Here is an 11721-nt window from a genome sequence, read left to right on the forward strand (position 1 = left end):
GCCCTCCCGTACGACCTGGAGGGCACCGCCCGGCGGGCGCTGACGCTGGTCGAGGCCGGGGTGACCAGCGCGGTGGCGCACGACGGCGCAGCGGCGCCGGCTGGCCGACCTCGACGGGGCGGCGCTGGGCGCCCGGGCCGCCGGCAAGGCGCGCGCCGCCGCCGACCCGGTGGAGCTGCCCCCGGGCCGGTACGAGGTGGTGCTGGAGCCGGCCGCGGTGGGCGACCTGTTGCAGAACTTCTCCTGGTACGGCTTCAACGGCAAGCGGTACGCCGAGCGCAGTCCTTCGCCGAGCCGGGCACCGCCCAGTTCGACCCGTCGTGACCCTGGTCGACGACCCGCTGCACGCCTCCGCCCTCCCGTACGACCTGGAGGGCACCGCCCGGCGGGCGCTGACGCTGGTCGAGGCCGGGGTGACCAGCGCGGTGGCGCACGACGGCGCAGCGGCGCCGGCTGGCCGACCTCGACGGGGCGGCGCTGGGCGCCCGGGCCGCCGGCAAGGCGCGCGCCGCCGCCGACCCGGTGGAGCTGCCCCCGGGCCGGTACGAGGTGGTGCTGGAGCCGGCCGCGGTGGGCGACCTGTTGCAGAACTTCTCCTGGTACGGCTTCAACGGCAAGCGGTACGCCGAGCGCAGTCCTTCGCCGAGCCGGGCACCGCCCAGTTCGACCCGTCGTGACCCTGGTCGACGACCCGCTGCACGCCTCCGCCCTCCCGTACGACCTGGAGGGCACCGCCCGGCGGGCGCTGACGCTGGTCGAGGCCGGGGTGACCAGCGCGGTGGCGCACGACGGCGCAGCGGCGCCGAGGTGGGCACCGGGTCCACCGGCCACGGCATGGTCGGCGCGTCCACCTTCGGCCCGATCCCGCGCAACCTCCGCCTGCTCGCCGCGGCCGGCCCGGGCGGCAGTCCGACGGTGGTGCCGAGGTCACGCCCGGGGCGGTGGCGGACGGGGACACGGCCGCGTTGGTCGCCGGCATGGAGCGCGGGCTGCTGGTCAGCGACTTCTGGTACACCCGGGTGCTCGATCCGAAGAGTCTGGTGATCACGGGGCTGACCCGCAACGGGGTGTGGCTGGTCGAGGACGGTGTGCCGACCCGGGCGGTCCGCGACTTCCGGTTCACCGAGTCGTACCCACGGGCGCTGGCGCCGGGCGCGGTGCTCGGCCTCGGCCGCCGGCCGGTCCGCCAGCCGGACCGGCTGGACGGGATCTGGTGGGAGGCGCCGGCGCTGCGCCTGGCGGCGTGGAACTTCACCGGCGGCGCCTCCGGCTGACCGTCCGGCCCCGACCGGAGACGATCTTTTCCGGCTGACGGACATTGATCATGCTCCGGGTCTTTCCAACCTGCGGGACACACGGGACACTGCGTTGCGCGGCCGGGCCGTGGAGATCGGCGTAACGTGTGTCACTTAGCTGCGCCGTCATGCCGGTGCGGTCGTTGGTGTGCGCAAAGACGTGGCAGTGGACCCCAGTCCCACCGGTCCGCTGACCGAACGGAACGTGATCCGCCGCCCGCGAGGGCCCCGTCAGGGAGACGACTCGAATGACATCAACGGCAACGAGGCCGCTGGGGGCGCGGGCGCGCGCCGCCATCGCGGCGAAGACGTTGCGGACCGACCGCTGGTGGCTCGCCCCACTGCTCACCTTCCTCGGGCTCAGCGCCTGGGTCGCGTACGCGACGGTCCGGGTCTTCATGCACAAGTGGTACTGGGTCGACGCGTACCACTACCTGACCCCGTTCTACTCCCCCTGCGTCACCGAGCGATGCACCGAGGGCTCCTCGCACTTTGGCAGCTTCCTGCCCGGTTGGTGGATCATCCCGGACGCCGCGCTGACCCTGCCGTTCCTGCTGTTGTTCCGGTTGACCTGCTACTACTACCGCAAGGCGTACTACCGCTCGTTCTGGCTGTCGCCGCCGGCGTGCGCGGTGCCGGACGGGCACAAGGCGTACGGCGGCGAAACCCGGTTCCCGCTGCTCGGGCAGAACCTGCACCGCTACTTCTTCTACGCCGCCGCGATCATCTCGCTGATCAACACCTGGGACGCGATTCTGGCCTTCCACTCGCCGAAGGGCTTCGGCTTCGGGCTGGGCAACATCATCCTGCTCGGCAACGTGGTGATGCTGTGGGCGTACACCATCTCCTGCCACTCCTGCCGGCACATCATCGGCGGGCGGCTCAAGCACTTCTCGAAGGCTCCGATGCGCTACAAGGCCTGGACCTTCGTCTCCGCCCTGAACGTCCGGCACATGCAGCTCGCCTGGATCACCCTCGGCACCCTCGCCCTGACGGACTTCTACGTCATGGCGGTCGCGGCCGGCTGGTTCAACGATCTGCGGTTCATCAACTAGAGGGCGCCTGGACATGACGACTACCACTCGCATCGAACGACACCACTACGACGTCGTCGTGATCGGGGCCGGCGGCGCCGGCCTGCGCGCGGCGATCGAGGCCCGGCTGGCGGGCAAGAAGACCGCGATCATCTCCAAGTCGCTCTTCGGCAAGGCGCACACCGTGATGGCCGAGGGCGGCGCGGCGGCCGCCATGGGGAACGTGAACAACCGGGACAACTGGCAGGTCCACTTCCGCGACACCATGCGCGGCGGCAAGTTCCTCAACAACTTCCGGATGGCCGAGCTGCACGCGAAGGAGTCGCCGCAGCGGATCTGGGAGCTGGAGACCTACGGGGCGCTCTTCGACCGCACCAAGGACGGGAAGATCTCCCAGCGCAACTTCGGCGGCCACGAGTACCCGCGGCTGGCGCACGTCGGCGACCGCACCGGCCTGGAGCTGATCCGCACCCTCCAGCAGAAGATCGTCTCCCTCCAGCAGGAGGACAAGCGCGACCACGGCGACTACGAGGCCCGGATCAAGGTCTTCTCCGAAACCACCATCACCGAGCTGCTGCTCGACGGTGACCGGGTCGCCGGCGCGTTCGGCTACTACCGGGAGTCCGGCGAGTTCGTCCTCTTCGAGGCGCCGGCGGTGGTGCTGGCCACCGGCGGCGTCGGCCGGTCCTACAAGGTTACCTCGAACTCCTGGGAGTACACCGGGGACGGTCACGCGCTGGCGCTGCGCGCCGGGGCGACGCTGATCAACATGGAGTTCCTCCAGTTCCACCCCACCGGCATGGTCTGGCCGCCCTCGGTGAAGGGCATCCTGGTCACCGAGTCGGTGCGCGGCGACGGCGGCGTGCTGAAGAACTCCGAGGGCAAGCGGTTCATGTTCGACTACGTCCCCGACGTCTTCCGCAAGCAGTACGCGGAGACCGAGGAGGAGGCGGACCGCTGGTACACCGACCCGGACAACAACCGGCGCCCGCCGGAGCTGCTCCCCCGCGACGAGGTCGCCCGCGCGATCAACAGCGAGGTCAAGGCCGGCCGGGGTACGCCCGCGGGCGGCGTCTACCTGGACATCGCCTCCCGCCGCTCGGGGGAGGAGATCCGTCGCCGACTGCCGTCGATGTACCACCAGTTCAAGGAACTGGCCGACGTCGACATCACCGCCGAGCCGATGGAGGTCGGCCCGACCTGCCACTACGTGATGGGTGGCGTGGAGGTGGACCCGGACTCGGGCGCCGCGTACGGCACCGTGCGCGGGCTCTTCGCCGCGGGTGAGGTCTCCGGTGGCATGCACGGCTCCAACCGGCTCGGCGGCAACTCCCTGTCCGACCTGCTGGTCTTCGGCAAGCGGGCCGGCGGGCACGCGGCGTCGTACGCCGACCAGCTCGGCGCGCGGCCGAAGGTGTCGATCGGCGCGGTGGAGGCGGCGGTGGAGATGGCGCTGGCGCCCCTGCAGCGGGACACCGGCGAGAGCCCGTACACCCTCCAGCAGGACCTCCAGGCGGTGATGGGGGATCTGGTAGGGATCATCCGGCGCGAGGGTGAGCTGGTCGACGCGCTGCGCCGGCTGGCGGAGCTGCGCGAGCGGGTGGCCAAGGTCAGCGCCAGCGGCGGCCGGCGCTACAACCCGGGCTGGCACCTGGCCCTGGACCTGCGCAACATGCTGGTGGTGTCGGAGTGCACCGCGAAGGCGGCGCTGGAGCGGCAGGAGTCCCGCGGCGGGCACACCCGGGAGGACTTCCCGGCGATGGAGCCGAAGTGGCGGCGGGTCAACCTGGTCTGCTCCCTGGACGGCGACACCGTACGCCTGGACCACAAGCCGCTGCCGACGATGCGGCCGGAGCTGATCGGCCTCTTCGACCGTGCCGAGCTGGCCAAGTACCTGACCGACGAGGAGCTCGCGGAGTTCGACGCCCTCGCTGAGGAGGCGGGCAAGTAATGGGCAACAAGCGACAGTTCCGGATCTGGCGGGGCGACGAGACCGGCGGCGACCTGCAGGACTACACGGTCGAGGTGAACGAGGGCGAGGTGGTCCTCGACGTCATTCACCGGCTCCAGGCCACCGACGCGCCCGACCTCGCCTGCCGGTGGAACTGCAAGGCGGGCAAGTGCGGCTCCTGCTCGATGGAGATCAACGGCAAGCCGCGGCTGAGCTGCATGACCCGGATGTCGACCTTCGAGGAGGCCGAGACGGTCACGGTCACCCCGCTGCGCACCTTCCCGGTCATCCGGGACCTGGTCACCGACGTCTCGTTCAACTACGAGAAGGCCCGGGAGACGCCGGCCTTCGCGCCGCCGGCCGACGTGGCGCCCGGGGACTACCGGATGCAGCAGGTCGACGTGGAGCGCTCGCAGGAGTTCCGCAAGTGCATCGAGTGCTTCCTGTGCCAGAACGTCTGCCACGTGATCCGCGACCACGAGGAGAACAAGCAGGCCTTCTCCGGGCCCCGGTTCTTCATCCGGGCCGCGGAGCTGGACATGCACCCGCTGGACGCGAAGACGGACCGCAAGGACTACGCGCAGGCCGAGCAGGGGCTGGGGTTCTGCAACATCACCAAGTGCTGCACCGAGGTCTGCCCCGAGCACATCAAGATCACCGACAACGGGATCATCCCCATGAAGGAGCGGGTCGTCGACCGCAGGTACGATCCCCTTGTGTGGCTTGGTAGCAAGATCTTCCGTCGGGGTGACACGCCCCAGAGCACCGCGGGCAGCGCGGGGAAGGAGTCCGTGGTGCACAGCGGCGCTCGTCAGGCTGGGGTCCACTCGCACGCGGGAGGTTCGCACGATTCGCTCGCCGAGGTGCAGGCCCAGCAGGGTGTGAACTGGCACCGCGAGGTCCCGCACCCGACCGCCCCGGCGGTCGACGCCACCGGCCGGCTGCCGCTGACGGAGCTGACCTTCGACCGGGCGGCGGCCCCGTCGCCGTTCGGCGACGACGTCACCTTCCCGCTGCCGCCGGAGCACCTCAACTTCGCTCACCCGAGCCAGGACGAGAAGCACTGATCAGGGCAAGCATCGACGGGGGCCGCGGCGACAGCCGCCGGCCCCCGTCCCCTTTCAACCCCCCTGTCGCTTTCCCCCGGGCCGTCCCGCTCGTCGATCATGAAGCTGTTGTCCGCCGGGCCGGCGGGTCGCGGCGACAACTTCATGATCGCCGGACGGACCCCTGGGGTCAGGGGGGCGGGCAGCAGGAGGGGGCGGAGGGCGGCCACGATGGGGGCGTCGGCGGGGAGCCAGGTGACGGTGTCCAGCTCGGTGGCGGAGAGCCAGCGCATGGCCTGGTGCTCCAGCGCCTTGGGCTGGTCGTCGTGCAGGAGCCGGGCCGCGTACACCTTGAGCACCGAGCGGCCGTGGGCCATCCGGACGTCGCGACCCACGCGGTCGCCGATCTCGACGCGTACGGCCAGCTCCTCGGCGCACTCACGGGCCAGCGCGGCGGTCTCGCTCTCGCCCGGCTCGACCTTGCCGCCGGGGAACTCGTACATCCCGGCCACCTCCGGCGGCGCGGACCGCGCGCAGGCCAGCACCCGCCCGTCGCGGATGATGGCCGCCCCGACGATCACCTTCGCCTCGCGCCGTTCGGCCTGCCCGCTTCCGCCTACCCGTTCGGTCCGCACGAGCGTCCAGCGTGCCAGATCAATCGTCGGTTTGGGTACCGTCCCCGACCGGTAGGTCAGCAGAACACGGAAGTGTGGGCGTGGACACACCGTCCCGCTGACGACAGACTAGGGAACATCGCGAGGACACGGGACGGCGACGATTTGGCCACAAGCCGGCAACGACGCCTGGGAGGTGCGGTGATGCGCGGGCTGTTCAACAGCCGGGCGAAGCACGACTACCTCAGCGACGCGCTGACGCTCCTCACCGGGTGGACCCGGGAGGGTGAGCAGATCCGGCGGACCCTCGTGATGGACGACACCCAGCACGCGGCGCTGACTGAGCGGGTCAAGGTGGTCGCGGACGCGCTCCGGCTCCGTCCCGAGATCAGTCGCCGGGACGAGGAGACCCAGATCCGGGTCGGGCACGGCGACGGTGAGCCGCTGACCGAGGGCGAGGTCCTGCTGGCCGCCCGCATCGAGGACGCGTACCGGGCGGTCACCGCTTCCTGAGCGGCACCCGGCGCAGCCTGGTGGCACGTGTCCATCGTCGGCCCCCGTCCCCCACCGCCGGGGGTATCGGCGCGTCGCTCCCAGCCTAGGGCTCGCCGGTGCCGCCCGGTCTCGCCGGAACGTGCGGGACCGGGCCGGCCGAGTGGCCGGCCGGCGACGCTCCGCCGCCCCTTCCTGAGACTTTCCTGAAAATCTGTCGTTTCGGTGAAGTCGCCCAGGGTACAAGCTTCGGCACGGGCAGGCTGAAAAAGCCCGTAGAGGACTAACCCACACGAAGTTATCCCCCTTGGAGTTGACATGACCACGCCCACCGGCACCAACGTCACCACGCACGGCGTCGACCAACACGGCGACCACCTCGGCCACGACGTGCGAGTCGCGCGTCGGCACGGCGACGAGACCAAGCCCTCGTGGAAGACCACCGAGCTCGCCGTCTACCTGCTCTCCGTGATCGGCGTGCTGATCGCCTCGAACGCCGTCGGCGACGGCGCCGCCAACAACGGTGGGGACTACTTCGCCGCCGACAAGGCCTGGTGGTACATCACCCTGCTGACCATCGGTTACCTGGTCAGCCGGGGCCTGGCGAAGTCGGGCAGCCGCAGCCGCGACGACGACCCGCGCACCAACCACTGACGATCGCACCTCCGCAGCCCCGCCGCGCCGCGTCCCCCGACGCGACCGGCGGGGCTGGTGCGTGTCAGCGCGCCGGTTCGCCCTGCACGGTGGACAGACCCAGGGCCCGGCGTACGGCCAGCTCCGTCTGCGGCTCGCGACGCTGCTCGGCCTGCGCCACCAGCCGGAGCGTCTGGTCCCGGTCGGCGGCCTTCTCGGCGTCCCGCCAGTAGGCCGCGGCCTCCTGCGCCTCGGCGATCAGCTTCTCCATCGGCTCCTTGACCTGCGCCGGCCACGCCTGGGCGCTGAGCGCGAGCCAGAACCGGCCGTTGGCCGTCGCCGTCCGGGCCACCATGGCGCGCAGCTCGGCCGGCGCGGCGGCCGGGCCCTGGGCGGCGAGGACGGCCCGGGCCTCGTCGAGCTCGCGGGTCGCCATCAGGTAGGCCAGCTGTTCGGGGCGGACCACCGTGGCGTCCTGGCGCAGCTGCCGGGTCAACGGCGTCGACCCGGCGGCCAGATAGCAGGTGATCTGCGGATAGGTCGGCCACTCGACCCGCGACGGGACGTACCAGCGCAGCCGCACGTCCGGCGGGAGCGAGAGCGGGTCGAGGACGTAGCTGCGTTGCTGCTGCTGGCAGGCCGTCTCGGCGCGCGCCGACAGCGCGGCCGTGCCCGGGTACGCCTCGCCGGCGTGCCGAACGTAGGCGGGCAGGCGGTCGACCAGCTCCGCGTCGTGCGGCGCGGTGCAGGGCACCGTGGTGATCTCCTCCGGCGCGGTGCGCGTACCCGTGGGGGTGTCATCGACGCGGAAGCAGTCACCCGCCCGCAGCCCCCGGACGCCGATCGCCGGGTCGGGCCGGGACACCACCCCGGTGAGAACCAGCACCAGCGCCAGCGCCCAGACGCCGCAGAGCACCAGGCCGGCGACCGCCAGGCCCCGACCCCGGTCCCCGGTCCGCCTGATCCGGCGCAGCGCGACCACCCCGACCACCGCTCCCAGCACGCCGCCGAGCAGGCCGAGGACGAAGGCGGCGATCGCCAGGCGGTTCATCCGCCCGTGTGACGGCCGGGAGCCCGCCCACGGCTCCCACTCGCCCGCGGCCGCCTCGGCGAGGCCGGGCGACGCCGGTTGCCTCGACCTGGTGTCGTCCGTGGTCATGTCGCGTTCCTTCCCCGGTGTCCCCCGTGCGGCGTGCAGACTAGTCGACCTGGCGGGCTGGCGTCCGCTTCCTACCGTGGGATCCATGGCCAATGCGACGTACGACCGCAAGGAGCAGTTCCAGCAGATCCAGAGTGGACTGCTCGACGGAGAGCAGATCATCGCCGTCTACGACGCCGTCGGCACCGGCACCGGGTTCATCGGGCTCACCGACCGGCGCGTGATCATCCAGGACCGGTCGTTCATCGGCAAGCGGTACGCCATCACCAGCATCCCCTACTCGAAGATCACCAGCGTGAGCGTGGTGAGCAACAAGTCGTGGGGCGGCTCGTTCTTCTCCACCGGAGCGATCGCCGTCCACGTCGGCACGCACACCTACGAGGTGGAGTTCCGGGGCGCGCAGAAGAGCCACCACGTGCACAACGTCATCCTGCACTACATCTCCTGACCCCTCGGCTGTCGTAGCTTCCGGCTACCGTCGCCGGCATCGCGTACGACGTCCGACGGGGAGTGGTGAATGGGCGCCAAGACCGGGTTGCTGGCCTTCGCCGACGGGGACGTGCCGACCGCACTCCGGCGCGGCGGCACGCCCGACGCTCGCCGCACGGCCGAACTGGTCCGCCGCGCGCACCCGGGTTTCGAGGTGAGCGCCGCCGATGGCAGCACCCTCCCCGACGGCAGCTACCCGCCGGACGACGTGACCTATGCGGCGAGCCTGCCCGGCGTCGACATCCTCTGCGACCAACGATTCATGGTGGACCGTCCATCCGAGCTGCCGGCTCATCTGCTGGGGCTGGCCGCCGGCCGCCGGGTCGTCCTGCACGCGATGCACTCGGTCGTCGACTGGCTGGCCTTCGCCGTCTGGGAGGACGGCGAGCTGGTCCGCTCACTGAGCGTCTCCCCCGGCGGCGGTGTCGGCGAGGACATCGGCACGCCGTACGCCTTCGAACTGCCGTACCGGGCGGGCGAGCACCCGGTGCTGCCCGTGCCGGGGTGGACCGACGACGAGGCGTACCCGCTGCCCTACCACCCGCTGACGCTGGGCGAGGAGGCGCTGCGCCACCTGTTCGGCTTCGTCCTGGAGGGGCGCCGGAAGCCCGACGATCTGGACGCGGACAAAATCGCCCTGCTCGGCTTCCGGGTGGTGGACCCGACCGGCCGTGAGGCCGCCGAGCGTGCCGCCATGTTGGAGCTGGTACGGACGATGCTGCCGCCCCGCCGGTTCCGTTACGAGAACGGCCGGATGGTCGAGGTCGTGGACCGGTGACCGCCTGGAACGGTTCCGACCGCGGGTCCCGCGCGGCCGACCACGATCGGGTACGGCGCAGCTACGACACGGTGGCCGAGACGTACCGGGAACGCATCGGCGACGAGCTGGCCGGCAAGCCCCTCGACCGGGCGCTGCTCGCGGCCCTCGTCAAGCGGGTCGGCGACGCCCCGGTGGCCGACCTGGGGTGCGGGCCTGGGCACGTGGCGGCCTGGCTGGCGGAGCGCGGCGTGACCGCCGTCGGCGTCGACCTCTCCCCCGCGATGGTCGCCGCCGGCCGGCGCGCGTACCCGGAGGTGGAGTTCCGCCAGGGCGACCTGCTGAGCCTGCCGGCGACGGACGGCGAGTTCGGCGCGGCGGTGGCGCTCTACTCGGTCATCCACCTGCGGCCGGCGGAGCTGCGGCCGGCGTTCGTCGAGATGCGGCGGGTGCTGCGGCCCGGCGGCTCGCTGCTGGTGGCGTTCCACATGGGCGCCGAGGTGCAGCGGCTGACCGACTGGTGGGGCCATGAGGTCGATGTGGACTTCCACTACCACGAGGTGGAGACCGTCGCCGGAGCACTACGCGCGGCCGGCTTCACCGAGGAGGCTCGGCTGGAACGGGCACACCACCCGCAGGAGGGCGAGACGCAGCGCTGCTACCTGCTGGCCCGGCGCCCGGACGAGGGATCCGGCTGAGCGGACGTGTCGGAGGCCGTCGCTAGGGTGCGGCGGTGACCGGGAAACAGCTCACGCTCCCCGCTCCGCTGCGGGAGGCCCAGGACGGTGGCTTCGACTACGACGGCGGCGACGGCATCGATTTCGAGCCGTACGACGCCTTCCTCACCCTTGCCGAGACCACCGAGTGGTGGCAGGCGTGGAGTGGCAACCCTTCGATGGACGGGGTCGATTTCCGGATCTTCGGCCAGGACGGCACGGGCGGGCTCGCGGCCTGCTGGCTGGTCCGCCCCGGCGAGCCGATCGAGCGCCAGCCGGTGGTGTTCCTCGGCTCCGAGGGTGAGATGTCGGTGGTCGCCCGCGACCTGGCGGCCTATCTCTGGCTGCTCGCGGGCGGTTTTGGCCCGCTGGAGGCGACGATGTGGCCGCGGCACGAGCACCGGCCCCGCCCGGACGCCCGTCGCACCACGATCGCCGAGCGGTACGCGCCGCGGGCGCGACAGACCGCGCCCGAGGTGATCGAGGCGGCGCGGGCCGAGTTCCCCGACTTCGAGCCGTTCATCGAGTCCCTCTGCCGCTGAGGGACGGGGCCGGTGCAGGGGGCGCGACGTCTGTCGGCTGACCGGGGTCGAACGGGTCATCGTTTCGCCGAAGCCGCTGGCCCGGTGGCGTTCGGCATAACCGGGCCGTCAGCACTGGTCGAGGCGGCGGAACTCGTCGACGGAGACGATCTCCCCCGCGCGCCAGGTCCGCACCATGCCCGAGCGGAGCTGCGGGTCGGCCAGCACCTGCTCGGGTACGAAGCTGACGCCGTCCAGCTTCCCGTCCCCGGAGCCCGTGCCGGTCAGCGCGCCGGCCAGGACGTACTCGTGGTCGGCGGTCAACGCCCGCGGGTCCTGCCCCTGCCGGGTCTGCTGCGGCCAATCGTCGGTCCAGGCGTCCCCCGGGTCGCCCAGCACGACGCTGTCGGGGCGGTCGTCGCCCGCCGGCCGGAGCGTCACCCGTACCCCGCTCTGCGAGACGTCGGTCAGGGTCAGGTGGTCCAGCTCCTGGTCGGGACAGACCGCGATCAGGCCGACGACCCGGCCCTGCGGGTCGACGGTCACGCCCAGCTCGCCGCGCAGGCGCGGGGTGCAGCCCGCGAGGCACCACCCGACCAGGATCAGGGCCACCGCGACGGCCACAGGGCGCATGCGCATCTCGTCCCCCAGGGGTACGGCTCTCTTCAGCCTAAGGGACGTCTCGTAACCCGGCAGGTGTCCCTTGAGGACGATCATCGAAGATGTCCTGATGCAGGTGATCTCCTCAGCCCGGCCGGAGTGGATCTTTCCGTTCACCGGCCTGCAGCCCGCCCAGTTCCGCCGGCTGGTCCGGCTGGTCGCTGAACGTGGCGGGGAGGCCATCGCTGACGGCCGGCCGGGCCGGCAGTGGGCCCTCGACCTGCCCGACCGGGTGCTGCTGGTGGCCGCGTACTGGCGTACCAACCTGACCATGCGGCAGATCGGTCCGCTGTTCGGGGTGTCGCACTCCGCCGCGCACCGGGTCATCGACACCCTCGGACCGCTGCTGGCCCT

The 11721-nt window shown here is 71.7% G+C and carries 13 protein-coding genes and 3 pseudogenes; 12 read left to right on the plus strand and 4 right to left on the minus strand.

The features are described 5' to 3' along the window. Window positions 1-258 (minus strand): hypothetical protein (locus tag JNW89_RS38765; RefSeq protein ID WP_375155094.1); only part of this gene is annotated, 258 nt, incomplete at its 3' end. Between the two features lie 62 nt (window positions 259-320). Here JNW89_RS38765 and JNW89_RS38770 point away from each other — a divergent pair. From JNW89_RS38770 to JNW89_RS14680, 5 genes and pseudogenes are all read left to right on the plus strand, one after another. Further along, window positions 321-425: pseudogene (locus JNW89_RS38770) on the plus strand (hypothetical protein); the annotation flags it as partial. 25 nt (window positions 426-450) lie between these two features. Next, a pseudogene (locus tag JNW89_RS14665) lies at window positions 451-1274 on the plus strand (metallopeptidase TldD-related protein); the annotation flags it as partial. Window positions 1275-1543: 269 nt separating this feature from the next. Beyond that, window positions 1544-2350, plus strand: coding sequence for a hypothetical protein (locus JNW89_RS14670; RefSeq protein WP_238449361.1), 807 nt, complete (start codon window positions 1544-1546; stop codon window positions 2348-2350). A gap of 13 nt (window positions 2351-2363) precedes the next feature. Then, entirely contained in the window at window positions 2364-4280 is a 1917-nt protein-coding gene (locus tag JNW89_RS14675) for a fumarate reductase/succinate dehydrogenase flavoprotein subunit (RefSeq protein ID WP_238449362.1), read from the plus strand. Next, window positions 4280-5347 carry a succinate dehydrogenase/fumarate reductase iron-sulfur subunit gene (locus JNW89_RS14680; protein WP_238449363.1) on the plus strand — a complete coding sequence of 356 codons (1068 nt, stop codon included), beginning with the start codon at window positions 4280-4282 and terminating at the stop codon, window positions 5345-5347. Before JNW89_RS14675 ends, JNW89_RS14680 begins: the two co-directional genes overlap by 1 nt. A 185-nt stretch (window positions 5348-5532) precedes the next feature. Here JNW89_RS14680 and JNW89_RS14685 read toward each other — a convergent pair. Next, window positions 5533-5907, minus strand: a pseudogene (locus JNW89_RS14685) ((deoxy)nucleoside triphosphate pyrophosphohydrolase); the annotation flags it as partial. 237 nt (window positions 5908-6144) lie between these two features. On the opposite strand from JNW89_RS14685, the gene JNW89_RS14690 reads away from it, so the two are divergent. Together JNW89_RS14690 and JNW89_RS14695 are read left to right on the plus strand one after the other, a co-directional pair. Next, window positions 6145-6453: a 4a-hydroxytetrahydrobiopterin dehydratase gene (locus tag JNW89_RS14690; RefSeq protein ID WP_238449364.1), complete on the plus strand. Its 309-nt coding sequence runs from the start codon at window positions 6145-6147 to the stop codon at window positions 6451-6453. Window positions 6454-6750: 297 nt separating this feature from the next. Further along, window positions 6751-7086 carry a hypothetical protein gene (locus JNW89_RS14695; protein ID WP_238449365.1) on the plus strand — a complete coding sequence of 112 codons (336 nt, stop codon included), beginning with the start codon at window positions 6751-6753 and terminating at the stop codon, window positions 7084-7086. 64 nt (window positions 7087-7150) lie between these two features. Here the strand turns inward: JNW89_RS14695 and JNW89_RS14700 are convergent, their stop codons facing one another. Next, window positions 7151-8224 (minus strand): DUF4190 domain-containing protein, encoded by a 1074-nt coding sequence (locus JNW89_RS14700; RefSeq protein ID WP_238449366.1) that lies wholly within the window; start codon window positions 8222-8224, stop codon window positions 7151-7153. Between the two features lie 85 nt (window positions 8225-8309). Between JNW89_RS14700 and JNW89_RS14705 the strand changes: the two genes are divergently transcribed. The 4 genes from JNW89_RS14705 to JNW89_RS14720 all read left to right on the plus strand — a co-directional run bounded on the left by JNW89_RS14705 (window position 8310) and on the right by JNW89_RS14720 (window position 10728). Then, window positions 8310-8672 carry a PH domain-containing protein gene (locus JNW89_RS14705; protein ID WP_088960401.1) on the plus strand — a complete coding sequence of 121 codons (363 nt, stop codon included), beginning with the start codon at window positions 8310-8312 and terminating at the stop codon, window positions 8670-8672. 69 nt (window positions 8673-8741) lie between these two features. Beyond that, window positions 8742-9491, plus strand: coding sequence for a DUF6928 family protein (locus tag JNW89_RS14710; protein WP_238449367.1), 750 nt, complete (start codon window positions 8742-8744; stop codon window positions 9489-9491). Continuing rightward, on the plus strand, window positions 9488-10168 hold the full coding sequence (locus JNW89_RS14715; RefSeq protein ID WP_238449368.1) for a class I SAM-dependent methyltransferase: 681 nt from the start codon (window positions 9488-9490) through the stop codon (window positions 10166-10168). Before JNW89_RS14710 ends, JNW89_RS14715 begins: the two co-directional genes overlap by 4 nt. Before the next feature lie 35 nt (window positions 10169-10203). Then, on the plus strand, window positions 10204-10728 hold the full coding sequence (locus JNW89_RS14720) for an SMI1/KNR4 family protein (RefSeq protein WP_238449369.1): 525 nt from the start codon (window positions 10204-10206) through the stop codon (window positions 10726-10728). A gap of 108 nt (window positions 10729-10836) precedes the next feature. Here JNW89_RS14720 and JNW89_RS14725 read toward each other — a convergent pair whose 3' ends face one another. After that, window positions 10837-11340 carry a hypothetical protein gene (locus tag JNW89_RS14725; protein ID WP_238449370.1) on the minus strand — a complete coding sequence of 168 codons (504 nt, stop codon included), beginning with the start codon at window positions 11338-11340 and terminating at the stop codon, window positions 10837-10839. A gap of 97 nt (window positions 11341-11437) precedes the next feature. Between JNW89_RS14725 and JNW89_RS14730 the strand changes: the two genes are divergently transcribed. Continuing rightward, on the plus strand, window positions 11438-11721 hold a 284-nt coding region (locus JNW89_RS14730), incomplete at its 3' end, for a transposase family protein (protein ID WP_238449371.1).

This window comes from Micromonospora sp. 4G55, from assembly GCF_016803375.1.